The organism is Paenibacillus sp. GXUN7292, from assembly GCF_050864975.1.
GTDB lineage: Bacteria > Bacillota > Bacilli > Paenibacillales > Paenibacillaceae > Pristimantibacillus.
Genome location: NZ_JBOZWO010000010.1, coordinates 1 through 24,950, shown reverse-complemented (window position 1 = coordinate 24,950; position 24,950 = coordinate 1). Strand labels below are relative to the sequence as shown.

Annotated in this window: 23 protein-coding genes; 8 read left to right on the top strand and 15 right to left on the bottom strand. The window is 46.4% G+C overall.

Going from position 1 to position 24,950, the window contains the following annotated elements; translation table 11 throughout:
* Positions 1-229 precede the first annotated feature (229 nt).
* The 5 genes from ndk to ACRRU2_RS10630 form a co-directional block, all read right to left on the bottom strand.
* The gene (gene ndk / locus ACRRU2_RS10650) at positions 230-628 is read right to left on the bottom strand and encodes a nucleoside-diphosphate kinase (protein ID WP_331697245.1); all 399 of its coding nucleotides are present in this window, start codon (positions 626-628) and stop codon (positions 230-232) included.
* Between the two features lie 32 nt (positions 629-660).
* Positions 661-1,461, bottom strand: coding sequence for a pyruvate, water dikinase regulatory protein (locus tag ACRRU2_RS10645; RefSeq protein WP_331697246.1), 801 nt, complete (start codon positions 1,459-1,461; stop codon positions 661-663).
* A complete protein-coding gene (locus ACRRU2_RS10640) occupies positions 1,458-2,117 on the bottom strand; it encodes a helix-turn-helix transcriptional regulator (RefSeq protein ID WP_331697247.1) in 660 nt (219 codons plus the stop codon). Before ACRRU2_RS10640 ends, ACRRU2_RS10645 begins: the two co-directional genes overlap by 4 nt.
* Positions 2,118-2,248: 131 nt before the next feature.
* Positions 2,249-4,039, bottom strand: coding sequence for a M3 family oligoendopeptidase (locus ACRRU2_RS10635; protein WP_432501430.1), 1,791 nt, complete (start codon positions 4,037-4,039; stop codon positions 2,249-2,251).
* Positions 4,040-4,463: 424 nt separating this feature from the next.
* Positions 4,464-5,147 (bottom strand): N-acetylmuramoyl-L-alanine amidase family protein, encoded by a 684-nt coding sequence (locus ACRRU2_RS10630; protein WP_432501427.1) that lies wholly within the window; start codon positions 5,145-5,147, stop codon positions 4,464-4,466.
* A 344-nt stretch (positions 5,148-5,491) separates the two neighbouring features.
* On the opposite strand from ACRRU2_RS10630, the gene ACRRU2_RS10625 reads away from it, so the two are divergent.
* Positions 5,492-5,659, top strand: coding sequence for a YycC family protein (locus ACRRU2_RS10625; RefSeq protein WP_331697250.1), 168 nt, complete (start codon positions 5,492-5,494; stop codon positions 5,657-5,659).
* Positions 5,656-5,886, top strand: coding sequence for a hypothetical protein (locus tag ACRRU2_RS10620; RefSeq protein ID WP_331697251.1), 231 nt, complete (start codon positions 5,656-5,658; stop codon positions 5,884-5,886). Before ACRRU2_RS10625 ends, ACRRU2_RS10620 begins: the two co-directional genes overlap by 4 nt.
* 75 nt (positions 5,887-5,961) lie before the next feature.
* On the opposite strand, the gene ACRRU2_RS10615 is transcribed toward ACRRU2_RS10620, so the two are convergent.
* Both ACRRU2_RS10615 and ACRRU2_RS10610 read right to left on the bottom strand, forming a co-directional pair.
* Positions 5,962-6,669: a DUF2225 domain-containing protein gene (locus ACRRU2_RS10615; RefSeq protein WP_331697252.1), complete on the bottom strand. Its 708-nt coding sequence runs from the start codon at positions 6,667-6,669 to the stop codon at positions 5,962-5,964.
* A gap of 3 nt (positions 6,670-6,672) precedes the next feature.
* Positions 6,673-7,065 carry a globin gene (locus ACRRU2_RS10610; RefSeq protein ID WP_331697253.1) on the bottom strand — a complete coding sequence of 131 codons (393 nt, stop codon included), beginning with the start codon at positions 7,063-7,065 and terminating at the stop codon, positions 6,673-6,675.
* Between the two features lie 150 nt (positions 7,066-7,215).
* On the opposite strand from ACRRU2_RS10610, the gene ylbJ reads away from it, so the two are divergent.
* On the top strand, positions 7,216-8,298 hold the full coding sequence (gene ylbJ / locus ACRRU2_RS10605) for a sporulation integral membrane protein YlbJ (RefSeq protein ID WP_432501423.1): 1,083 nt from the start codon (positions 7,216-7,218) through the stop codon (positions 8,296-8,298).
* A gap of 125 nt (positions 8,299-8,423) precedes the next feature.
* Positions 8,424-9,221 carry an NAD kinase gene (locus ACRRU2_RS10600; RefSeq protein WP_331697255.1) on the top strand — a complete coding sequence of 266 codons (798 nt, stop codon included), beginning with the start codon at positions 8,424-8,426 and terminating at the stop codon, positions 9,219-9,221.
* A gap of 107 nt (positions 9,222-9,328) precedes the next feature.
* Here the strand turns inward: ACRRU2_RS10600 and ACRRU2_RS10595 are convergent, their stop codons facing one another.
* Entirely contained in the window at positions 9,329-9,958 is a 630-nt protein-coding gene (locus ACRRU2_RS10595; protein WP_432501421.1) for a YutD family protein, read from the bottom strand.
* Between the two features lie 44 nt (positions 9,959-10,002).
* Entirely contained in the window at positions 10,003-10,920 is a 918-nt protein-coding gene (lipA, locus tag ACRRU2_RS10590; RefSeq protein ID WP_331697257.1) for a lipoyl synthase, read from the bottom strand.
* 250 nt (positions 10,921-11,170) lie between these two features.
* Here lipA and ACRRU2_RS10585 point away from each other — a divergent pair, with 250 nt between their 5' ends.
* Positions 11,171-12,151 carry a M23 family metallopeptidase gene (locus tag ACRRU2_RS10585; protein ID WP_432501599.1) on the top strand — a complete coding sequence of 327 codons (981 nt, stop codon included), beginning with the start codon at positions 11,171-11,173 and terminating at the stop codon, positions 12,149-12,151.
* A gap of 21 nt (positions 12,152-12,172) precedes the next feature.
* Here the strand turns inward: ACRRU2_RS10585 and yunB are convergent, their stop codons facing one another.
* Positions 12,173-13,219, bottom strand: coding sequence for a sporulation protein YunB (gene yunB / locus ACRRU2_RS10580; RefSeq protein WP_432501418.1), 1,047 nt, complete (start codon positions 13,217-13,219; stop codon positions 12,173-12,175).
* A 151-nt stretch (positions 13,220-13,370) separates the two neighbouring features.
* On the opposite strand from yunB, the gene ACRRU2_RS10575 reads away from it, so the two are divergent.
* Positions 13,371-13,583 (top strand): hypothetical protein, encoded by a 213-nt coding sequence (locus ACRRU2_RS10575; protein ID WP_331697260.1) that lies wholly within the window; start codon positions 13,371-13,373, stop codon positions 13,581-13,583.
* Between the two features lie 96 nt (positions 13,584-13,679).
* On the opposite strand, the gene ACRRU2_RS10570 is transcribed toward ACRRU2_RS10575, so the two are convergent.
* From ACRRU2_RS10570 to ACRRU2_RS10560, 3 genes are all read right to left on the bottom strand, one after another.
* A complete protein-coding gene (locus ACRRU2_RS10570; protein ID WP_432501416.1) occupies positions 13,680-15,323 on the bottom strand; it encodes a hypothetical protein in 1,644 nt (547 codons plus the stop codon).
* A 19-nt stretch (positions 15,324-15,342) separates the two neighbouring features.
* Positions 15,343-16,710 (bottom strand): FAD-dependent oxidoreductase, encoded by a 1,368-nt coding sequence (locus tag ACRRU2_RS10565; protein ID WP_331697262.1) that lies wholly within the window; start codon positions 16,708-16,710, stop codon positions 15,343-15,345.
* Positions 16,711-16,795: 85 nt separating this feature from the next.
* The gene (locus ACRRU2_RS10560; RefSeq protein ID WP_432501414.1) at positions 16,796-17,809 is read right to left on the bottom strand and encodes a LacI family DNA-binding transcriptional regulator; all 1,014 of its coding nucleotides are present in this window, start codon (positions 17,807-17,809) and stop codon (positions 16,796-16,798) included.
* Positions 17,810-17,924: 115 nt separating this feature from the next.
* On the opposite strand from ACRRU2_RS10560, the gene ACRRU2_RS10555 reads away from it, so the two are divergent.
* The gene (locus tag ACRRU2_RS10555) at positions 17,925-19,184 is read left to right on the top strand and encodes a GNAT family N-acetyltransferase (protein ID WP_331697264.1); all 1,260 of its coding nucleotides are present in this window, start codon (positions 17,925-17,927) and stop codon (positions 19,182-19,184) included.
* 423 nt (positions 19,185-19,607) lie between these two features.
* On the opposite strand, the gene ACRRU2_RS10550 is transcribed toward ACRRU2_RS10555, so the two are convergent.
* Together ACRRU2_RS10550 and ACRRU2_RS10545 are read right to left on the bottom strand one after the other, a co-directional pair.
* The gene (locus ACRRU2_RS10550; protein ID WP_331697265.1) at positions 19,608-20,561 is read right to left on the bottom strand and encodes a 3'-5' exoribonuclease YhaM family protein; all 954 of its coding nucleotides are present in this window, start codon (positions 20,559-20,561) and stop codon (positions 19,608-19,610) included.
* 154 nt (positions 20,562-20,715) lie between these two features.
* The gene (locus ACRRU2_RS10545) at positions 20,716-21,531 is read right to left on the bottom strand and encodes an AraC family ligand binding domain-containing protein (RefSeq protein ID WP_432501411.1); all 816 of its coding nucleotides are present in this window, start codon (positions 21,529-21,531) and stop codon (positions 20,716-20,718) included.
* Between the two features lie 114 nt (positions 21,532-21,645).
* On the opposite strand from ACRRU2_RS10545, the gene ACRRU2_RS10540 reads away from it, so the two are divergent.
* Complete coding sequence (locus ACRRU2_RS10540; RefSeq protein ID WP_432501597.1) at positions 21,646-24,753, top strand: glycoside hydrolase family 2 TIM barrel-domain containing protein; 3,108 nt, start codon at positions 21,646-21,648, stop codon at positions 24,751-24,753.
* Positions 24,754-24,950 lie beyond the last annotated feature (197 nt).

The following is a 24,950-nucleotide window of genomic DNA, read 5'->3' as shown; positions in this document are numbered from 1 at the left end:
TCTCCCTCCCTTTAATTTGCACCAAGGATAAACGGCTCCGCCGTCCTTTGGAAAGGCGCGTTTACCGATGAATGACAAGAACAAGTTTAAGAAAAATTTGTTCTTATCAATGCAAAAAAGCACCGCAATGGGCGCAGCAAGCTGCTGCCCATACGGTGCTTCCGTCTAAATTTTATATAAGACTAACTTTAGTTCAAATTACCACATATGACCATTTCAAGTCAACTATTTAGCCAAAAAACAGTTTTATTTCACGTTCAGCATTTTCATCCGAGTCAGAGCCATGAACGATATTGCTGGCTACATCCGTTGCATAATCGCCGCGAATTGTGCCTGCTGCAGCTTCTACTGGATTCGTTGCGCCAATAATCGATCTTGCATTTTTAATAGCTTCGTTGCAGCTTAGCTCCATTGCAAATACGGGGCCTGAAGTAATGAAGTCTACTAATTCGCCAAAAAATGGCTTTTGATTCAAATGAGCATAATGCTTCTCGGCAAGCTCCTTGCTGACATGCATTAATTGCGCTCTTTCGAGCACAAAGCCTTTTTCCTCAAATCTTGCAACGATACGACCTACTAGACCTCTTGCAACTCCATCCGGTTTAACCATGACAAATGTCTTACTCATTTTCATCCCTCCGTATTTATCGTTATTGCCAACTATTTATTAATCCATTCCATAATAATGCCCGCTGTTTCCTCGATTGCCCGATTTGTAACATCTATAACCGGGCACTGCAGCTGTTCCATAATAGAAGCTGCATATTCCAGTTCCTCCCTGATGCGATCCGATGATGCATATTGCGAAGTGCCGGGCAGGCCCAGCGTCTTTAAACGCTCAGAACGAATTTCCACCAAATGCTCCGCCTGCATCGTAAGACCGACGATCAGTCTATCAGGCCCTTGTCTTAGCTCCTCAGGCGGATTAACCTCCGGCATAAGAGGCAAATTGGCCGTTTTTATTCCTTTATGAGACAAAAATATACTTAAAGGGGTTTTCGATGTGCGCGAAACGCCAATCAGCACAACCTGTGCTTGAAGCAAGCCGCGAACATCCTTGCCGTCATCATAACGAACAGCAAAATCGATGGCATCCATACGGCGGTAATAGGCATCGTCGATTGAATGGAGCAGCCCCGGCATACGCTTAGGGAAGCTGCCAAATGTATCGATATACGCTTGCATCATAGGTCCCATTACATCGACAGCCCTTACATTGTGACGCAGCGCCTCCTCCTTCATCAGCTCTCTAAGCTCCGGTTGAACGAGTGTATAGCTAATGAATCCGCCTGATTTGGCGGCTTCATGCACGATACGCGTAATTTCCTCCTCGGAACGCAAATTGCCGTATCTTTTAACTTTCACCTGCTCAGAAGTAAATTGCCGGAGCGTAGCTTTAGCAACTGCTTCAGCCGTTTCACCGACTGCATCGGAGCATACATAAATCGTTCGCTGTGTCATAAACCAGGCTCCCCCAATTCTTCTGCTGTTGCAATATCCGCAATTAGACGAATAATATTTGACTTAGAAACCCAGCCAGTTACCTCAGGATCATGCCCATCCTCGCTGCGCATATGAACAACCGGCAGGCAATCGAGCTGATGCTGCGCCATTTTGCGTATTGCAACCATAACCGAATCATCAGGTGAAAGCGTAACAATATTCGGGTAACGAGTCATAACCATGCTTACAGGAATCGCCGCGGCTCCTGGATTGCCCAGTGTAATTTTCAATAAATCCTTAGGCGTCACTATACCGGCAAAGCGTTTATTTTCCGTAATAACAAGCAACGTATCTGCATTTTCTGTAAAAAGAGTAACAACGGCATCATGAACAGATAGGCTGTCCGGCACATTGACCGGTACACCTTGCACATCCCTTACTTTTACGCTGTTAAACTTGTCCATCGGGTGATTGTTGGATCGATATGCGCTTCCTAGAAAATATCCGACCTTTGGCTTGGCATCCAGCATCCCTAACATAACTAGCAAGGACAAATCAGAACGGAGCGTCGGACGGCTGACACCCAAATATTCTGCCAATTGCTCGCCTGTTACCGGCGAATGCTTTTTGACCAGCTCAATAAGCTCTAATTGCCGAGTTGATAGTTGAATCATATGACCTCCTCACCGTTATATGACTCACATATATGTAATAATCACATAATTTACCCATATAACATATCACATTAAAATTTATTACACAATATATAGAATTTTTATGGACAGTACATTTCCTTTACTATAGCTCATCGCTGATCCGTTAAAGCCAAAAACGCATCGACATCCTGTCTTACCAGATCGACTGCAGCTTGCCAAAACTGCTTCTGCTCCAAATCAACCTCCAAATGCTTTTTAGCCAGTTCCTCAACCTTCATACTGCCTGTATCTCTAAGCAATGCGACATAACGGCTCGAAAAAGCCTCTCCTTCCTGCTTGGCAATTGCATAAATTCCTGCACTAAACAGGAAGCCAAACGTGTACGGGAAATTATAGAAAGGTACATCGGTTAAATAAAAATGCAGCTTGGAAGCCCAGAAGTGAGGATGAAGCTCTCCCAGCATATCACTGTATGCCTCTCGCTGTGCTTCTTCCATTAAAGCATTCAGCTCATCGCTGGATACAATTCCTTGCTTCCGGCGCTCATAAAATCTCGTTTCAAATAAAAAGCGTGCATGTATGTTCATATAAAATGCAACCGCTCGTTGTATCTTATCCTCTAGCAGACCGAGCTGCTCTTCTTTGTCCGTCGCAGCCTGATAAGCGCCTTCGGATACGATCAGCTCCGCAAAGGTTGAAGCCGTCTCTGCTACATTCATCGCATATTCCTGAGCCAGCGGCTGCAAATCGTTCATAACATGCTGATGATAGGCATGGCCCAGCTCATGGGCAAGTGTAGAAATATTAGAAGCAGAGCCTGAATAAGTCATAAAAATACGGGTTTCACCGCTTTTCGGAAGCGACGTGCAGAAGCCTCCCGGACGCTTGCCTGCCCGATCCTCTGCCTCGATCCATCGCTTACGGATTGCCATATCGGCGAATTCTGCCAGCTCAGAGCTGAAGCCTCTGAATTGCTGTACGATAAATGCTGCCGCTTCCTCATAAGGGACTGTCCGCGCAGCCTTGCCGAGCGGCGCCTCCACATCGTGCCAATCCAGCTTATCTACACCAAGCAACGAGGCTTTGCGCTGCAAATAAGGAATAAGCAGCTTTTTGCCTTCAACTACAGCATCCCACATCGCATTCAACGTTTTTTCGCTCATTCTGCACATTTGCAGCGGCTCCTTAAGTGCCGACTGCCACCCACGCTTATTGTACAGCTTCAAGCGAAAGCCGGATATGCGATTTATCACTTCCGCGCAAAGCTCAGCCTGCTCTCCCCACACCTTTTCCCATTCCGCAAAAGCTGCTGCTCGAAGGTCGCGATCCGGTTCAGATAGCCGATTTTGCATCTGGCCTGCGGATAGCAGCTCTGCAGTTCCATCCGCTGCAACAGCCTGGAATTTGGCACGGCCGACAATCGTGTGATAGAAGTCGCCCCAGCCATGATAGCCGTCAACAGCCAAATCTTCCACTAGCGCCTCCATTGCAGGTGCCAGCTTTTCCTTCATTAGCTTCCTTCTCTCATCCAGTTGAAAGCTTACCTCATTCATAGCTTCAATTTGAAGCAGCTGCTCCCATTCCGATTCTTGAAGGGAAGCGAGCAGCTCATCATAGCTGGTCAGCAGGCCGTTAAACTGTGCAGATATTGTTTTAACACGGTCATTCAGCGCGATCGCCTTTGCGTCGCCTACATTTTGCGCCATTAAGCAGCCGACAAAAGAGTCAGATTGACGAAGCGCGAGCAAAATTTGCTGTACAAGCTCAGTAATGGATACAATTACTGCTTGTTTGTTGTCTGCGCTGCCTGCGGACTGAATAAGCCGGCTCATCTCCGCAAGATTGCGCTCCATACCGGCAAGCTCCTCTTGAAATTGTGCCGAAGACGAACCGCCGGCATAAATACTTTCCAAATCCCATGTCAGTGATAACTTTTCCATTCCTATCGCTCCTTTTATTTTAAGTAGTCACTCCGCTTTCTAGAGCGCTTCTCACGAGAGTGTCGATTCATTGTGGATAGGGCAACAAGCAAACGAAAGGGAGGTTACTACGAACAAGTTTGGGATTCCGACCGCTGTTGTAGTCCAATTTTTTTGATAAAATAACCCCTGTAAAGGATAAAATTGGCCTACAAAGGCGGACGCTGCCGCTTCTCCATTCCCAATCTTGCTCTTCGTTCCCCTTTCTTTTTGCTTATCAATTTGAACTGCGCACAATACTATTTTCTTGTTTCTTGCTAAAAAGTGCAAAAAGGATCGCTGCCCCGATGCTTTTAAAAGCAAATACTGCAGAACGATCCCGATACTACATTATACAAAGTTTACTATAACCTACCACGTTTTATCAGCTTATCGCATGAATCGACTATGAGTTTGATCGGGCTGCCTGCATGTACTCCTTCAGGCCGGTCACAATCGCTTTGGCTATTTCATTCTGGACCTCTTCCTTCAGCAGCTGAGCCTCATTTTGCGGATTGGTCAAATAGCCGAGCTCAAGCAGCACCGAAGGCATCGGAGCATCTTTAATAATAAAGAAGTCCTCTACCTTTACACCACGATCACGAAATCCTGTAGCCTTCACTGCATGCTTATGTATAACCTCTGCTAACGTGCGGGACTGCTCTGTGAAATAATAGGTTTCAGTTCCTGATACTTTAGCGTCTGTATACGTATTGCCATGGATAGAAAGAAGCAGATCAGCGCCCTTGTCGATGGCAATTTTAACCCTCTCCCGATCGACTGACGAAATAAAGCTGTCATCGCTTCTTGTCATATAAGCTTCTATAAGCTCTTCCTTTTCAAGCAGCTTCATAAGCTTTTTGGATAGCTGCAGCGTAAAATCTTTTTCATAGGCGCCGCTGGCGCCGGTAGCCCCTTTATCCCTGCCTCCATGGCCAGGGTCAATCACTATCGTATACATCTTGGGCCCTTTATGCCCCTCCTCACGCGCTGCCCCTTTCTTCTGGTCAGCTGCCTTGGGACTGCCGCATGAATAAAGAATTGCTGCTGCTGCTGCAAAAATAATCATCAACAGAATGGTTTTTCTCACCAGTCTCTCTCCTCTCCGCTCCCCATCGGTCATTACAAGGACAGTACAGCTGCTTCTATTTTTCAATTTCACCGAGAAAATGCACGCCCTGCGCCAAGGACGCCGAAAGCGTTTCTTCTTGGTCTATCTAGCTGAAGCCCTGTCCGTGTTACAGCCAAGAATACTAGAGAGAGTTAAAGATAAACTAAAGATTGCCTCAAATTTATTTAAAAAATGCATAAAACAAGCAATTATTTATTGTCTTATGATGACTTGACTGTTGTTTTAAGGAGAGTTATGCTCAAAACATTCATTCTATTGATGTTCATATGTTTATCGTGTATTAAAAATGGAGGTATGTTGATATGTCTAAACCATTGCAAATATCCGCAGAAACTGCGCAAATGCTCGCCAAACAGCTAGGTATGCCAATCGAGCATATCATGCATATGCCTAAGCATATTCTCGTTCAGAAGCTTACTGAGCTTGCTAGCCAGCAGGCAAAAAGCTCCGACGAGGAGAGCAAATCATGATTCCTTTCGAAAAAGCTTGGCCCTATGAAACGATTATGGGCGATATTTACGCAGCCGCCTGCCCGTTTTGCCAAAGCGAAAATGTGCTGCTGCCGCTTAAGCCGGCAGCCCTCCGCGACATTCAGGAAGGTAAAAAAAAGCTGCTGGTCTTTCCATGCTGCCACAGCAAAGTGACGGTTCTTGACGCTGACAGAGATTATTTGCTTACGGATACGAAGCTGCGATAGCAGCTTCGTTATCCTATTGAAGCTATGTATTCAGCTATTTTTATTTCATATGTTCAAGCCTTTTTCTATTATTGACTAATCTGCTTCCTCTAAACCTCTATCAGCCATTCCTTGCAAACGTCTTTCCTCATAATCAAGCCTAAGCTGCTGCCACTGGGCGCGCGCGGCTTGAATCATTGCTGCATCCATAATTTTTTTGTCATTAACAATACGTGAAAACCATCTTACAGCTTCGTTGTCATTTCCGATTCTGCGGTTCAAATCGCCAATAATAAACATCAGCTTTGCATTGCTTAGCGAGGCTGCCTCCAGCTCGAACACTTTAATATAAGATTGCAAGGCAAAGCCCAAGAAGCGCTTTTCCTGCTCGGTATCCTGCTGGTACCGATAAAGCCAGGCAATATGATGTAAAATGGCAGCGATGTTGCGGTCGGGCGCCTTGGTCGCCTGCGCTGAAATCAACGCCAGCTTGTAGCAGACAAGCGCATCCTGCAGCGTACGTTTGCCGCCGTAGCTCTGCATCTTCCAGCTGCTGCCCACCTGCTCAAAATATTGCCGTTTCTGCTGATCGCTCAATTGCTCAAAGCCATTCTCGGTGGAAGCGAACCCGCATTGCGGGCATACCCGAACAACATAGTAATCCGGATTAATTTCGTCGCGATAATGACCGCAAAAATCGGAGTCCATGCTTATTGCTTTTTTAAAGCTTGGCCTAACTCTAGAAGTGGTAAAATCCATTTCGCAGCAAATGCACGTAATTGTGGACTCGTACAGCGGCTCCATTTTTTATGTCTCCTCCTCAGTTGTATTTACAAAATGAAAAGCTGGCCCCGCCAAGCGGTTTAATATAATTTCGCTCAGCTCAGGACTAATTCCTGTTTCACGCAGCGCTTCACTCATGCAAAATAACCAAGCCTCCGCCCGCTGAGGCGTTACAGGGAACGGCAAATGCCTCGCTCTCATCATGGGATGCCCAACAGCATCAGAATATAGAGATGGCCCGCCAAAAAACTGCGTCAAAAACATATGCTGCTTTTCCATAACAGGCAAAATATTTTCTGGAAACAATGGGCCGAGCAGCGGATGGGCTTGTACCTTCGGATAAAAGGCTTCTACGATTTCGCGTAACTTATCCGCACCGCCAAGAGCTTCATAAATGGTCTCTTTTTTATTTATCATCCTATTCAACTCCATTAAAATATTACAAATATTATAGCATAGAACGTCTAATTGTTCTGTGACCTTCATGTGACTGTAGTATGGATTGGCCTTTTTAAACATATAGGTAGAAGTATAGGTTGTACAACTATATGTTTAGGAGGGCTCAAATTGCTCCGAACCCTTGTTCATCCCCTGTCCCTTACAGCTGCCGGCGCATTATTTTTAACCTTGCTTATGGCTGTATTCCCAAATGAGGCTCTGCAGTCCTCACTGCGCGGCTTATCCATTTGGTGGCATGTATTATTTCCTTCCTTATTCCCTTTCTTTGTCATTTCTGAAGTGATGCTCGGAATAGGCATCGTTCATTTTTTTGGCAAGCTGCTTGATCCTTTTATGAAACCATTTTTTCGCGTGCCTGGCATAGGAGGCTTCGTCTTTGCGATGGGCAATATTTCCGGATATCCCGTCGGCGCCAAGCTCACATCGCAGCTGCGCGAGCAAAATTTAATAAGCCGTGTGGAAGGAGAGCGGCTTGTCGCCTTCACTACTTCTTCCGATCCGATCTTTCTCATTGGAGCAGTTTCAGTCGGTTTTTTTCAAAATGTTGCGGTTGCACCGGTGCTTGCAGCTGCCCATTACGGCGGCGGCTTACTGATTGGCCTGATTATGCGATTCTACGGCAGAAAAGAAGATCAGGTGCAGGATAGCTTTATAAGCGGTCATCAAAAGACAGCTGTTAGCCGCAGCGTAAAACGCAGCAGGCTTAATCAGGCTCTAAGAGCGATGCATGAGGCGAGACTGCTCGATGGACGCACTCTTAGCCGGCTTATTCAGGATGCGATTCAAACCGCGTTAAAGCTTATGATCGTCGTTGGCGGCCTAGTCGTGTTCTTTTCAGTCATACTAGAGATGCTTATTCATACAGGTTTTTTAGAAGGAATTTCAGCCTGCCTTCGGTTTATTTTTGAGCTGTGCGGCATGCCTGCGCCGCTTGCAGATGCAATTATATTCGGATTATTCGAGGTTACATTAGGCGCGCGCAGTGCAGGAACGGCAAGCAGCGTACTGATGCATCAGGTCGCGATTGCAGCCTGGGTGCTATCCTGGGGCGGATTATCTGTCCATGCGCAAATTGCAAGCTTGCTTAGCAAGACAGATTTGCGTTACAGACCTTTATTGCTTGCAAGACTGCTTCATTCCTTTATCGCTTTTATACTTGTTTACATGCTTTGGGGCTGGCTTGGCGTATAAGCATTGTATTTAAAGTGCAATTCCATTATCATTTACATAGCACGATGAATCTGCTTGCCGCTTTATATCGCTGCATAGATATTCGTTACAGTTATAAGAAAGATACGTTTGGAAGGGGATTATCATTGAAATACGCAGTTATTGATCGAGGCGATCCGTTGTCAAAATCACTCGTCCAACAATTTCATCAGCTTGCTGAGCAGCACAAGTTCGTCAGGAATGATGAAGAGCCTGATATCGTATTGTCCATCGGCGGGGACGGGACTTTATTGCAAGCCTTTCATACCTATGTCGATCGCATTGAACAGGTTGCTTTTATCGGGGTGCATACCGGTCATCTTGGCTTCTATGCAGATTGGAATTCAGAGGAGCTTGAGGAGCTTGTGCGCTTTATGGCAAGCAATACGCCTAGTATTGTACGCTATCCGCTGCTGCAAATCGAGGTTCAGCTGCATGAGCAGACGCTCACCTATTTGGCGTTGAATGAATTTACGCTAAAAGGTGTCGATCAGACATTAGTTGCACAAATCAACATTAATGATGAGCTGTTTGAAATGTTCAGAGGTGACGGCATTGTCATTTCCACTCCGTCAGGCAGTACCGCATATAATAAAAGTGTAGGCGGAGCTATCGTGCATCCGTCCTTTGAAGCTTTGCAAATTGCTGAGATCGCATCTATTAATAACCGTGTATTCCGTACACTAGGATCATCCGTTCTGCTTCCGCGCCATCATCATTGTGATATTATTTCAAGGAAGTCTCAAAGGCTTCAGCTGAGCATCGATCATCTTAGCATAACACATGAGGACGTTCAATCTATCCGCTGCAGCGTTGCAGGCCGCAAGGTTTGCTTTGCAAGATACAGGCCGTTTCCATTCTGGAATCGCGTACGCGAGGCCTTTCTTGGATATGATGTCAGATAGCCGCTACCAAGGACAAGGATAAAGAACTCGCAGTCCTTCGCTTAAACGATATTTTAAAAATAGAAGGACCGGTTCGATTGCGCGAGGCAATGGAGCCGGTCCTTTCATTATGGCTGTTCGACTGCAGCGGCAGCTTCGCTGGCTGCTGCAGATTTTGATCCTTTTTTGAAGCGCTGCCCTTTGCGGTAATAAAATTCCCGCTTTTGCTTGGACGGCTCTCCCTTGGCATGCTGATTGCGCGAACGGGAACCGTTCGAAGAGCTGTCGCCGTCATTTTTTTTGCGCTTTTCTTCTTGAGCCGGCGCAGATTGCGGTTTGTCCGCCTGCTCCGCCCTTGCATGATTGCCGCTGGCGGCTCTTTCGTGCTCGTCCGATAAATCGACAGCCGCATATTCCTCATCCAACTCTTCTTGCACGTCTGCATCCTGTTTGCTGCTATGCTTTTTCTCTAAAATAAAATAAGCACAGCCAAAGTTGCAGTATTCATTAATATAATCCGAAATGCTCGAATAGACATTATCCTTTGTAGCTTTTTGGGTACTGTCTCGAAAAAAGCCCTTTAACCGAAGCTGGTTATAGCCCCAATCTCCGATAATGTAATCGTAACGGTCAAGCACCTCGCTGTAACGATCGCGAAATGCCTCCAAATTCCAGCCGTTTCTATTCTCATGTAAAAGCTCAAAGGATTTATTACCGATATGAATCAACGCCATCTCTTCACCTCGCATCAGCTTCATCGAATGAAGCTATCCACTTTAAGGATAGCTATAATGGAGAAACCTTATTGCTTTGCTGCCATTAATGCTTCGTTCTCCTCAGCTGCAATAGCTGCATGTGCAGAATCAGTCTGCTCATGAGCATGATAGGAGCTGCGCACAAGCGGACCTGACTCAACGTGACGGAAGCCGCGCTTCAGCCCTTCTTCCTTCAGCTTTGCAAATTCATCCGGATGTACATAGCGCTCTACGGCCAAATGCTTCGGAGTAGGCTGCAAATATTGTCCCAACGTTAAAATGTTGCAATCAACCGCACGCAAATCATCCATCGCTTGCAAAATCTCATCCCATTCCTCGCCCACACCTAGCATAATGCTTGATTTGGTTGGAATTCTTGGCTTCATTTCTTTGGCGCGCTTCAACAGCTCAAGCGAACGCTCATACTTAGCTTTCGCACGAACACGGTCAGATAATCTCTCTACCGTCTCGATATTATGATTCAAAATATCCGGGTTGGCATCCATTACGATTTGAAGAGCATCCCAATTGCCTTGAAAATCAGGAATCAGCACTTCTACACGGCAAAACGGCATACGCTTGCGAATCGCTCTTATCGTCGCAGCAAAAATAGAAGCTCCTCCATCTGCCAAGTCATCCCGCGCAACGGAAGTAACTACGCAGTGCTGCAAGCCCATCTGCTCGGCAGCTTCTGCAACGCGCTCCGGCTCCTGCAAATCGAGCTCAGTCGGCATTCCAGTATTAACAGCGCAGAAACGGCATGCTCTTGTACAAATATCGCCAAGAATCATAAAGGTTGCTGTACGATTCGCCCAGCATTCATATATATTCGGACAACGCGCTTCCTCACAAACCGTATGTAAGGTTTTGGAACGCATCATATCTTTTATTTCAGCATAGTGACCATCGGTAGTCAGCTTTATACGAAGCCAATCAGGCTTTTGCAATTTTTCTCGTTTTTTCATTGGACATGACCTGCTTTCACATTCAAATGAGAATCCATCTGCATCCTTCTCGTCAGATTAAAAAATAATAACCTCGTATATTATAACATGTTTCAGAAATAAATAGCACAAACGATATTTTATAATTTATTGTGCCGATTTAAGAGTAGAAAAATGTTCATGTGGAAACCTATACACACAAGGATAAGGAAAGGATGAGTGAGGATTGTTCACATTCGCATATAAAACTTTTATTATTGCAATTGCTTTAATGATAACTGCTGCAGCTGATCATGCAGCTGCAATGCCGATCGAATCGACCGCTGCCAGCTCCGAAGCTGTGCCGCAACACGAGCTGTACAACCAGCGAATGCTGCTCTATGAACAGCTGAGTGCTGTTACACTTATTCCATGGTATTGGCTTGCAGCTATCGATCAATATGAAAGAACCTTAACCAAAGCTTTGCCGAAGGCAAGACCTGCCTTAGGCTCATTGACCGGTATTTATATTGACGAGCAAAAATGGAGCGGCTGGCTGAATCCTGATCCGAGCGACCAGGTGCCCTTATCTATCAAATGGTTTAGAGGGGTAGGACAGGATGGGGACGGCAATGGCCTTGCAGAAAGAAACAGCGATACGGATCTGCTCTATTCCCTGTCACAGGCTGTATCTGTATACGGAAGTAATGAAGAGGATCTTTCCAATGGCATATGGAATTACTATCGCAACAGCCGCTCCGTACAGCGTATTCAGCAGTTTGCTGCTATTTACAAACATTATGGCAAGCTTGACCTGCATAAGCATGCTTTTCCGCTGCCTGTAAAAGCGGTTTATTCCTATAGAGACACCTGGGGTTTCAAGCGCAGCTGGGGCGGACGCCGCATACATGAGGGCACAGACATTTTCGCTCCGCATGGCACGCCCGTCAGAAGCACCACCTACGGCATTATTGAAATAAAGGGCTGGAACAAATTCGGCGGCTGGAGAATCGGCATTCGCGATTTGAACAACCATTATCACTATTTCGCCCACTTGAGCGGCTTTGACAAAAAGCTGCGTGAAGGTGATATTGTCGAGCCGGGCCAGGTTATTGGCTGGGTAGGCAGCTCCGGCTACGGCAAAAAGGGAACTCAAGGCAAGTTCCCGCCGCATCTTCATTATGGCATTTATAGCGACCGCGGCTCGGTCGAATGGTCGTTCGATCCCTATCCGCTGCTGCGCCGCTGGGAGCAGGCTGATTTTAAGAAATAACAGAGCAGCCTGCTCTATCCGCTACTTGACTGAGCCTTGCGGGGCAGTATTGCCTTCGATTGGCTCAGTCAAAACTGGCGCCGCTGCTTCCTCCTCCTCTGTTTGCGCCGATATGCCTGCTCCGGGAGCTAATGGAACAGATATGCTCGGCGCTTGCGGGGCAGACTCTCCAATCGGCTTGCCCGTATTATCGTAGTAATACATCGGCACGTCTCCTACAACGAGCAAATAAGAGATCGGAATATCTGTCTCGACAAGCTCGGGCTCCGTATCAAACGGAATAATAATCGTAACCTCAGCAATTACTTTAATATAGACTTCTACAAGAATCATATTAATGCCGGCATTTTTTTGGCGTGTGTTAAGCTCTACCTTGACTGCTCCTACAGGCTCAAAGCGTACGGGCACCCTCGGCCCGAACGATGATATGATGGCACTGTTAAGGGCATGGCCGATCGGAATATGCTCGGGAATATTTTGAATATCCTTTAAGGTCGTTTGCACAGTATCAATGGTAGCTGAAGTGATCCGCATATGTTCACCATAATTGAGCATAAAACCAGATATTTTTCCCTTGTCATTCATTTTCCAATCAATCAGCTTCTCCGAGTTCGAGCTTCGGGCAACCTGATCGGTAATCGCTTTGTTTATCGCTTGAGTCGCGATTTGCTTCACTCTCACTTTTGCAATAACCATAAGCGGCGGCCGTAAATTTCGTTCTATAAAAATAAATGACGGGATTGAGAATAACAACATAAATGCAAGAAGAAACAGCAGTACACGGCGTTTTTTCAACCTGCCCTTGGGACGCTGTTGTCCGGTCGCTTGCTTACTCCAGCTTACTGCTGCTTTTTTTCTGCCCCTTCTAATCATGGCAAATGAAAAGATTGGCGCCCTGCTTCCCCATTTTGGCTTAGCAGCGTGCCGGCGTGGTCCGCTGTTAGAAGAAGCTGCCGGAGAGCCCCATTTCATCGTCTTTATTTTTTTAGATGACTGGCTTCTCCAGACTGATCGCTGCCTGCCCCATTGAACCGGGAAGCGCCATCCTCTTCTCCCCCATTTGGCCATTCCTTTCACCTCGCTCCTATCCTGTCCTCTTCTATATACATGCTATGCCGCCGCCGCAAAAAAAAGAAGAAAACGAGCCGCGTGGGCCAAGTTTTCTTCTGCCAGATAAGCTATAATAAACAAAGCAACTAATAAGCAAGGAGAGCTGAATATGTCTATTAACCGCCGAATTGTAACGGATCGCGATTTTGAGGAAGCTGTGCAAAGGCAGCAAAGCATACGTGTTTTTCAAAATGATCATATCATAGATAATAAAACGCTTATCATCCGCTTTGACGAGCAGCTGGTCGTCACACAATCGGATTACAGCGATGTAACTTATCACAATCGCAATGAATGTGAATTTTTTGTATTAAGGCGCTAGCTGGATAATGGAATTCCGATAAGAACAAGTTTATTGTGAAAACTTATAAACTCTTATAATTACAAAAAAGCCGTCCATGAGAACGGCTCTTTAGCGTTACAAACTAATCCATTGCTCTTTAATTCTACGGGCATAACTGATTACATAATTAGCCAATCGTGCAACAGCATGCTCCTGGACTAGCGTTGAATCTTGAACAGCTGCCTCTAATTTCTCCTCGATTTGCTGCAGCATAGCTATTACTGCCTCTTTATGCTGTTTGCCGTTCCTAATCTGCAACGGATCTGTCGCTCTTGCAGGAAATAAAACGACATTCCAGCTGGTTACAGCTGCCAGCTCTTCTTCAATGGCCTCCATCAGGCGTCTTGCTGATGCACGCTCGTGCTTCGGATAATAGCTATAGTAGTTATCCATTATTTGCTCATAATCACGAATCCAAAACGCTTGAGCAAATACATAGCTGTTCAGCCCGCTTGCTCTTTTCCATGAATAATCATCTTCTCCTCGATATGGCACTACCAGATTCGTCATGCCGTGCAGCTCATACTGCGAATAGTAAGTGACATCCTCTATAATACGGCGGGACAAATTCGGAAAAAGATTCGTAAGCATATAATGATCGCTGTAATATTCAAAAATCGTAAGCTTACGCTCCTTGTTGCTTACAGCAGCTGCCCACTGCTTAAGTGCCGCTTCTGCCCGTTTATCCTCTACCTTCGGGCTATCCACATAACCGAAGCGGTAATCCCTGCCCCAATAGGCATACAAAGTATCAATCGAAGCGGAGTTATCCCCTGAAAGCTCCAGCATATGCCAGGCAAGCCCTGCATTATAGGCGATATGCTCTACTGAAAGGCTTAAGCCTGCTCTTGCCAGCTCATCTTTCAAAAGCTCCGTGAACTCGATATATGGCCTGACGAAATCGCTAGATTGTTTGGCTGCAATATCCTCAGGCCAAAGTGAAATTGTTGTCAGATTAGGAACAGTCCGGCAGTATGCGATAATTTTATGAATGAGTGGAAGCTGCCAGTCTTTGTTCTCAAAATCAAACTGCTCCTTTGCTGTATATGGATGATTCGCTGTCTCCTGCGGATGATCGGCTTCTTCCGTATTCAGCTTTTGCAAAAACTTCATGCTGTGTCCGCCGAGTGTAACTTGAATGCCGCGCTTTCTAATTTCAGGCGCAATATGCTCCTTAACCTGGTCCCACAGTGAAAATGTGAAAAACATTTCGTTAATCTTATTTTGGCCAAACCAATGAATCATTGCTTTCAAATAAGACTGATCATTGATCGTCTCAAATACAAAGCCTCTGCGTTCCATTGCCGGAGAAAAAATATGGATCTCATTCACTGTGTAGGCTCTAGTGCTAGCGTCCTCTGGATCGCTAAATTCGTTCAAAGATTCGTCCCCAAGCAAAGGATAAACAGCATGCAGCCCCCATACATCCTGGGCGTATTGATAGACGCCGAACAGGACTGCACGATCACCGTTCCCAGCAATAATAATCTGTTCTTCCTTCTCTATGATAAAAAATGAATCGCTATAAATAGCTTTGAATTGCTTGTTTGCCAGATCCAGCAAATCGGCTTCGGCATGGCGAAGCTGCTCCCAGGTACATAACCAAACAGCCTTGCCAACTGCTCTGCTGCTGAGCTTTCGCAAACGCTCCCACTCTTGCTGGGCAAATGCAAGCACCGTCTCATTGTTTACATTGCTATTACTGTAATCTGCAGCCATTTTTACTCCCTCCGCATATTTACTTTAGAACGGCATTGCCTTCCAGCAGCTTTTGCTGCAGCTCAGCTACAGGCACGTCGATTGCCCGGCATTGATGTTTTACAGCAAGCGCCGCAGCAGCTCCTGCTGCCTGCCCAATTGCCATGCAGCTTGGCGTCAGTCGAGTTGTTGCCTGCGCTTCATGCGTTGTCGATATACATCTGCCTGCCAGCAGCAAATTATCAATTTCAAGCGGTACGATGCTTCGATATGGAATATCGTATGCGCCGCCTTCTCGAATGAAGTTTGCGGTTACGCCCTTGCCTTCCGGATTATGGATATCGATAGGATAGCCGCTGCGTGCAATCACATCGTCAAATCTGCGAGCATCCAGCACATCCAGCCCATTAAGCACATAGTGGCCGATAATGCGTCTTGTTTCTCTTACGCCGATTTGTGAGCCTACCGCTGTTACGACTGCCTTTTCAAAGCCAGGGATATGCTCCTGGAAGAAGCTTTCAAGCTGCAGCACCTGCTTTCTTCCTTCAATCTCCGCCTTCGTCAAGTCTTCGCTGCTTGTTGGGTCAAGCCCCGAAATACGTGAGACGTTAACAAGCACTTCATCCTCATTAGGGCCGCTAAAGAACAAAACGCCGTCACGCTGGATAGGCAAATCTGCTGCCTGCCATTTGTCATAAAAGCCCATAACGCCTGTTAACGGCAAATGATCAAGCTCTGCAATTAATGACTTGTTGTAAAATTGCGAAGGATTATCCTGCATGTACTGCTTGACCTTCTGCAAATCTACACCCTTCATGCGGAATTTCATCGTCATAGGCTGAACCTTATGCGCATCATTGCCCTGCTCCCAAGGAGCGCCTGCCATATAAGCAGCGTCGCCATCGCCGGTTGCATCCACATAAGCCTTTGCCCGCAATTGTGAAATGCCGCTTTTATTATAAACCTGTACGTAGTCTATTCTATTATTTTCCGACTTAACGTCAATGATTGACGTATGCAGCAGCAGCTCTACTCCCGCTTCTTGCAGCATGTCGAATACTAAAACCTTATACACTTCTGGATGGTACGGCGTGAGCGTATGCGTAAAACCTACCGTATCGCGCAAATGGCCCGGTGAAGCGCCAAGCGCCATCAGGCGGTCTACAATTTCCTGCGCTATCCCTTTAATGACATGTTCGCCAGCCGCAGAATGAAAGGTCATCCACGGGTAAACCATCGCTGCTGTAGACATCCCGCCGAGAAATCCGTAACGCTCAACCAGTATCGTTTTGGCTCCGCTCCGCGCAGAGCTGATCGCAGCCGCTATTCCAGCCGGCCCGCCGCCCAATACAGCGACATCATATATTTTTTCTGTAAAGAACTGTGTGCTCACATTTTTTTCAGTCATCTCAACATCATCCCTTCTTTTTTTGGAGCGCTCCCAAAATGCTGGTAAAATGGCAGATAGCCCGTTAAGCTATCTGCTTGCACAATTATGTCGTTTCACGGACAATCAGATCGCAATCGATCATTACCGTCCGCGCTTCATCCGCAGCCATATTTCCTTTTAGCATATCGAGCAGCATGCGCATTGCCTCTTCGCCGAGCTTGCGTTTATCCTGTCTGACCGTTGTTAGTGCAGGAGAATAGTAAACTGCGGCTTGCACATCATCAAAACCAACTACAGCTACCTGCTGCGGAATGTTTATTCCCCGCTGCTGCAATACCTCCATAGCGCCAAACGCCATCAGGTCATTGGCCGCAAATACACCGTCGAATGGAAGGCCTTCTTCAATCAGCTTACGCATCTGCAAAGCCGCATCCTTCTGCCTGGCATGGCCTTCAATAACCAGCTCGGGACGGACCTCAAGCCCCGCCTCGGCAAGCGCTTGGCAATATCCCATATAGCGTGCATTTTCATGATACATATTCGCCAAACCATGAATATATACGAGATTGCGCTTGCCCTTCTCGATCAGATGCTTCGTAGCCGAGTATGCCCCGCTATAATAATTGGAGGTTACACAAGCAAGAGGGAGCTTGACAAAATCACGCTTGCCGATAAGCACAAACGGAATTTGCTGCTGCCTGTAGAAAAGCAAATGCTCCTCTAGAATATGCTCTCCCATAATAACGAGCCCGTCCACCTTGCGTCGGGTAGCTACACGCTTCCAATATTGCTCGTCAGATGAGCTGCGATTGGCGAATAACAACAAGTCATAATCGTTCGCTGCCGAATCCGCTTGAATCGCTTGAAGCACTTCATAAAAAATATGGTGGGTCAAATAGTCCGGATTGTCACTGAATGCAATGACGCCGATATTGCCCGTTGTTCCGCCTGCCAGGCTGCGCGCCTGCGGATGCGGAACATACCCGTTTTCATCAATAATTTGCTGTACCCTCTGGCGGACCTGCGGCTTTACCCCTGGCGACTGATTGACCACTCGGGATACTGTTCCGCGCGACACGCCGGCAAGCTTTGCAATGGTTTCTAGTGTATGCTTCATCTTTTTACCGCCTATTGTGAGAGCGCTCAAATTCGTGCTATAGTTTATTATGAGATAAGATAGATAGACTGTCAATTAACTAGATACAGCAACATTTTAGGAGGATTGGAAACCAATGAAGGCTGATCAAATAGAAGTGCGCTCTATACATAATGAAGACGAATATGAGCAGGTCATGCAAATACTCGATAAAGCGTTTGCTGTCGGCAGACAATTTTTCCACACGCGCATGTCCAATGATTCTGCTTATGATGCTTCTACGACCTGGATTGTTAAAAAAGGCGACAGCGTCACTTCTACGATTCAAGTGTTCCCTGTTCATTGCCGGATCGGGGATCAAGCTGTAAAAGTAGGCGGCCTCGGCAGCGTTGCTACCGATGAAGCTTTCCGAGGGCAAGGCCATAGTCAAAGCATATTGCGCGGCCTGACGGACTGGATGGAAGAAGAGCAATATGATCTTTCACTGCTGTACACAGGCATTACGCCATTTTATGAAAAATTCGGTTGGAATGTTGTTCCGCAGCCGCAGTACCAGCTGAATGCTGAACAGTTGTCAGCCTTGGCATCATCCAATCCTTCAGGCTCTTATACCATTATTCCTTTTGACAGCTCCTATACAAATGATATTGCGTCGATCTACGAGCGATATAACCATAATCGTACGAATACGGCAATCCGATCTGAAGCTTACTGGAACGATTTGCAGAAATGGCCTAGATGGCAAGCAAACGATAAGCTCATTGCTTTACATGATGGCAAGCCAGTCGCTTACGGCGTCATCTCGGCACTCGTTAATGACAGCTATTGCTTCCTTGATGAGCTTTGCTATTTGGATGGCCATGAGGCAGCCGTGCTTCCGCTGCTGCAGCAGCTGCTTCAAACACGCAACGGCTTAAAAGAGCTTTTTGCCTACCTGCCCGATGATCATGTGTTTGCAGACTTCATTTTGAAATCAGGCGGACAGTGTACGATGTACGGCAGTGTAATGTGGAAGGTCATTCGCTTTTTGCCTATGCTGGCCAAGCTGCAGGATCGATTGCAGCAAAGGCTTGTCAGCAGCAGCTATGCAGATAAAGAGCTTTCCATTAAGTTAGTCTGTGCGCAGCATAAGGCTTATTTCCATTACGCTGATCATAAGCTGGCGATCGAGGCCGAAGAGGATATAGAACGGACTTATTTGACAATCGAGCTTAGCCAATCGCTATTTGTTGGCGCCTTGCTATTGGGCATCGACTTCATGATTGAAGAGCAAAGCAGCGGTAAAGATCCGCTCAGCAAGCAAATGGCCGATGCATTGTCCGCTGAAGCTCGGGAAATATTGCAAATACTGTTCCCTCATCAAGCGTCCACTTACTATAATTTAGACCGCTTCTAGGGTAAAAAACACTAATTACAAATTGAAGAAATACACTTTCTGTAGTTGCTCACAAAGAATCGGCTTGGTCACACGTTCCGTTATTTGCTTTAAAACCGCCTTTTTTTTAATTTCCCGGACACACATTCGGCTATTCGGCTCTAGATTGGGCTTTTCCGTGATTTATTGGTCAATAACGGAACGTCTGTCACTTTACCACCTCGAAAATGCGATTGGGCTCAATAACGGAACGACTGACCAGATCGGAAAGCTGATGCCACTATTCGCGCTAGATAGGGACTTTTTCCGCGATTTATTGGTCAATATCAGCTGCCTTATGGCAATCTTCAGTGCTGCCTTAAAATAATAAAAAAGCCTGCAATGGCTGGCCGATTGAAATTTTTCAATGCCGGAGCTGCAGGCTTTTTATTATGATCGATAAAATTATAGCGGTAAACGTAAAATCGCTTTATTTTCAAGGCCGCGAATAAAAGGGGTCCATTCTTCCGTCTCTGGCGTTATTTGCAGCGTATCCTCCACCATCTGCAGCTTAGCATCAATAGCATCGATAAAGTGCAGCGCAACCGCCTCCGGCAATTGGGGCTGTACCGGACTGCCCCACTCTCCTAAATTATGATGGGATAGTACTAAGTGCTGAAGAGCCATCACAACATTCGACTCAAGGTCCAAATCCAGCTTAATTGCGGCTTCTGTAATCCAGTTCGAAGCCATGCTAATATGCCCCAGCAGCTTGCCTGAATTGCTGTAATCGGTAACGATGCCGTACTCCGATACCATCTCCGCAGGCTTTGCAATATCGTGGAGAATGATGCCTGCCCGCACAAGATCGCTGTTGAGAAAAGGCCGCTGCTTGCAGATAAACTCCCCCAGTTCAAGCATACGGACGATATGGTAGGCTAGACCGCCATAATAGGCATGATGATGCGTCTTGGCAGCTGGCGAAGCCAGCATCTGACCCTTAACTTTATTAAAGCAATAGGCAGTAATTGCCTTCATTTCAGGATGGGCAATGCTGTCAATCGTATTCATAATAATCGGCAATAATTGCTCCGAGCTAACAGGCGCTGAACGGATAAAGTCCGTAATCGTTACGCCATCCTCAGCATTCGCCTTGCGCATCCTGACAATTTTAGCCTGCAGCTTATCGCGATATGTATGAACCGCTCCCTGTACCTTTACGACAGTCATAGGCAAAAAGGTTTCAATATCCGTTTTGCTCGCATCCCATAGCTTTGCGGAAATTTGCGAGCTGCTGTCTGCCAGCACGATGTCCAAATAATCCTTTGGAACAGCGCCGTTCGTCTGCTTCACGTCCACCTCTTTTAAAATATAAAAACCGATAAAATCTTCACCATCAATAAATTGCTTGATTTGCATAGCTGACCCTCATTTCTATTAACACGAACGCTTTATGTCCATTATATTAAACTTGCTTTATATCGATTACTATACACGATAACTATATTGGTGTCGAAGCAGAAAAGTATTATTTTCACATACCGCCTGCGAATTATTTACTTATTCACCCCGTCTACAAACCGTGCAGCTTTTTGAATTGCTCCGGGCTCATGCCTGTGTAACGCTTAAAGACAACGCTAAAATAACTCGCATTATCAAAACCGGCCTCCTGAGCGATTTCGTACAGCTTCTTGCTGCGTTTGCTGAACATCAGCTTTTTGCTCACATTGATGCGCTCCTGATTAATATATTCCATCGGCCTTATCGATAACGTCTTTTGAAACAGGCGGCATATATATTGCGGCGATAAAGCTGCAGCTTCTGCAATTTCTTGCAGCGACAGCGCCTTGTGCAAATGATTTTGAATGTAAAGCAAAGCGGGCCGAATCTTATCCTCATCCCGCGCTTCCCCGGCCGGCATAATTAATTGCCGCTTCAAATCGAGCAGCAAATTGTACATTAGCTTGGAGCGTTCAAACTCCGTGCTGCTGTCCTCATCATCAAGCGCAAGCATCGCTTCTATCGAGGCTAGTAAATTGACATCCTTCAGTTGGCTGACGCCGGAGCCTGTAATTCTCGCAAATGCTAAAAGCTGACTGGCTTCCCGTCCATTAAACGAAACCCATGCAACCTCCCATTGATTGCTGACCGGCACATAACGATGCGGAACATCGGGAAATAAAAAGAAAACATCTCCTGGCCCTACTACTGTTTCATAATTGTTATACATCAGTTCTCCCTTGCCGCTAAGCACCTGATGAATTTGAAAATCAGGAAACCCGGCTTCACGGCTTGTTTCCTCCTGATGCTCCCAGTATCCCACGGTCGTTACATACAGTGGTAGAAGCAGCGCGTCCGTGAGCCTCGCGAATATCAGTTTACTCCCCATCACCAGCCACCTTGTTTCAAATTTTGATAGAAATAAGCAATATCCTTTATTTCCTTAAGGTTTAAATCAACCTATACTGACAATATAAGAATAACATATAAAGGAGCTGCAATGATGCGAAAAAAATTTACATATCAGCCTCCAGCCAACGGATATCCGGAATGGAACAATAATCCTGACATTTTTCAGCTTAACCGCTTGCCGGCACATGTGCATATGATGCATTTTGCAACTGAAGCCGAAGCTTTAATAAATGACCACACTTCCTCATCCTTTTATAAAAGCTTGAACGGCAGCTGGAAGTTCTCCTTTGCCGAAACACCTGAACAGCGTATTAAACATTTCTACACAGCCGATTATGATGCCAGCAGCTGGGACAATATCGAGGTTCCTTCGCACTGGCAGCTGCGAGGATATGATTATCCGCAGTATACGAATGTCAAATATCCCTGGTCTGTGCTAGAGCCTGAACTAAGAGCGCCCTTCGCGCCTGCCAAGTACAACCCGGTCGGCTCTTATATTACGAGCTTCACTGTTCCACAGGAGTGGAGCGGCATGCCTGTCTTTATTAGCCTGCAAGGCGTTGAATCAGCCTTCTATATTTGGGTGAACGGCGATTTGGTCGGCTATAGCGAGGATACGTTCACGCCCGCTGATTTTGATTTGACGCCGTATTTGATACCGGGTGAAAACAAGCTGGCGGTAGAAGTATACCGCTGGTGCGATGCCAGTTGGCTTGAGGATCAGGACTTCTGGAGAATGAGCGGGATATTCCGCGACGTTTATTTGTACGCCGCTCCGCCTGTTCATATTGCTGACTTTTCTGTGCAAGGCTTGCTTGATGACGACTATAGGCACGGTGAGCTAAAGATTCAGGCTGTCCTTGAAAATTATAATGAAGCTGCAGTCCATCCAATGCAGTTGACTGCGAGCCTGTATCAAAATGGCAGGCTGCTGCAAGAAAAGTCAATTTCCATTACAGAGCTGGTGCAAAGCAGAACAGCCTGCAGCTTTGAAATGCACGTTGACAATCCGCTGCACTGGAGCGCTGAGTCTCCTAACCTGTATACTGTCGTCTTGTCGCTGCGCAGCGGCGAAGGCAATTGCCTGGACGCCGTTTGCTGCCGTACCGGCTTTCGACGCTTCGAAATTAAAGACGGGCTGATGAAAATTAACGGCAAGCGCATTGTATTCAAGGGCGTTAACCGCCACGAATTTTCCAGCAGCAAAGGCAGAGCGATCGGCAAAGCAGAAATGATCCGCGATATCGAGCTGATGAAAGCTTATAATATCAACGCAGTGCGAACATCGCATTATCCGAATCAATCCGCCTGGTATGAGCTATGTGATGAATACGGGTTGTATGTCATCGATGAAGCTAATTTGGAGACTCATGATACATGGCAATACGGGCAAGGAACAGTAAACGAGACAAACGTGCCGGGCAACAATCCTGCCTGGACAGAAAATGTGCTCGATCGCTGCAACTCCATGCTTCAGCGTGACAAAAACCATCCGTCCATCATTATATGGTCGCTTGGCAATGAATCGTTTGGCGGTACGAACTTTATCGCCATGTATGATTTTCTTAAAAATGCAGATTCTACTCGCCTTGTGCACTATGAAGGCGTCTTCCACGCAAGAGAATCTGAGGCTGCAAGTGATATTGAATCGACGATGTACATTAAACCTTGGGCGGTAGAGGCCTACGCGAAAAACAATCCAAAAAAACCATATATTATTTGCGAATACAGCCATGCGATGGGCAACTCCTGCGGCGGGCTCCATCTATACTGGGAGCTGTTTGAGCGTTACGACATTTTACAGGGCGCATTTATTTGGGACTGGATTGATCAAGCCATTTTAACGAAAACAGACGACGGTGTTGACTACTTAGCTTATGGCGGTGATTTTGGCGAAACGCCGCATGACGGCAACTTTTGCGGGAACGGGCTGATTTTTGCAGACCGCACAGTTACGCCTAAGCTTGAGGAAGTAAAGCGCTGCTACCAAAATGTAAAATTTGAAGCTGTTGATTTGGAAAAGGGTACGATTCGGCTTACTAACCGATTCCTGTTCACGAACCTGAACCATTACTCGCTTCGGTGGACCGTTACTCTTAACGGGGCAGCAAGCGAAAGCGGCATTATGCCGATAGCTCTTGAGGCAGGCGAAAGCATGGAATTAACGATTCCTTACTCCACGCTGCAAGCACCGCGCTTGCAGGAAGTCATTTTGACTCTATCTTTAATAAGAAATGAAGCAGCAGCATGGGCGCCTGCCGGTCATGAGGAAGCATGGGAGCAGTTTATTATTACTCCTTACTTTGCATCAAAGCTGCATGCTCTAGCAACGCAAAATGATTCATTGGTAGTCAACACCCACAATGACGGGCTGCAAATAGAAGGCAGCAACTTCTCTATTTTATTCAACCGCAGCAGTGGCGATTTAATTTCTTATTTGGCGGATGGGAAGGAATTTCTGCTCGAGCCGGCAAGACCAAACTTCTGGCGGGCGTCGACAGATAATGATCGCGGCAATAAGCTTCCAGAGCGCAGCGAGGTATGGAAGAACGCACATGACAAGCGCAGTTTAATACATTTCGACTGGAAGCAGGTAAGCGGCTTCGTTGTCATTACCGTGAAATATGCAATCGCGACAACTCCGGTCTCAAGCCTGCTGCTGGAATATCGCATTCAAGCGGATGGAACGATCCATGTTCATGAGCAATTCAATCCTGGCGAAGGCTTGCCCGAGATCCCTGAAATCGGCCTGCTGTTCGTGCTGGATCAGCGTCTCGATACGATTGCGTGGTACGGGCGAGGTCCTCATGAAAACTATTGGGATCGTAAAACAAGTGCTAAGGTCGGCCAATATAGCGGAACCGTCAAGGAGCAGTTCACCCCTTATTTGCGACCGCAGGAATGCGGCAATAAAACCGATGTGCGCTTTGGCAGCTTAACCGAAGGTTTGGATGGCGCGGGGCTTCGCTTCGAAGGCGATAACCTGATCGAAGTATGCGTGCTGCCTTGGACACCTGAAGAGCTTGAAGCAAGCGATCATACGTATAAGCTGCCGCAAAGCGATAAGAGTGTTCTGCGCATTAACTATAAGCAAATGGGCGTAGGCGGAGATGACAGCTGGGGCGCCCGGACGCATGAAGCTTTTATTTTGCCTTCAAACCGTACGTATAGCTTCGGATTTACGATTGGCAAGAAGTAAGCGTTTGGAGTGTTTGGAGTGTTTGGAGTGTTTGGAGTGTTTGTAATGTTTGTAATGTTTGTAATGTTTGGAGTGCTTGGAGTGCTTGGAGAGATGGATACTCCTGCAAAAGCGCAGCATTTTTAGGTGCGAACTCACTTTTCAGGCCGAAATGCTTCATACTTTACGATGGCAATCTCTATCTTGTGGAATGAGTA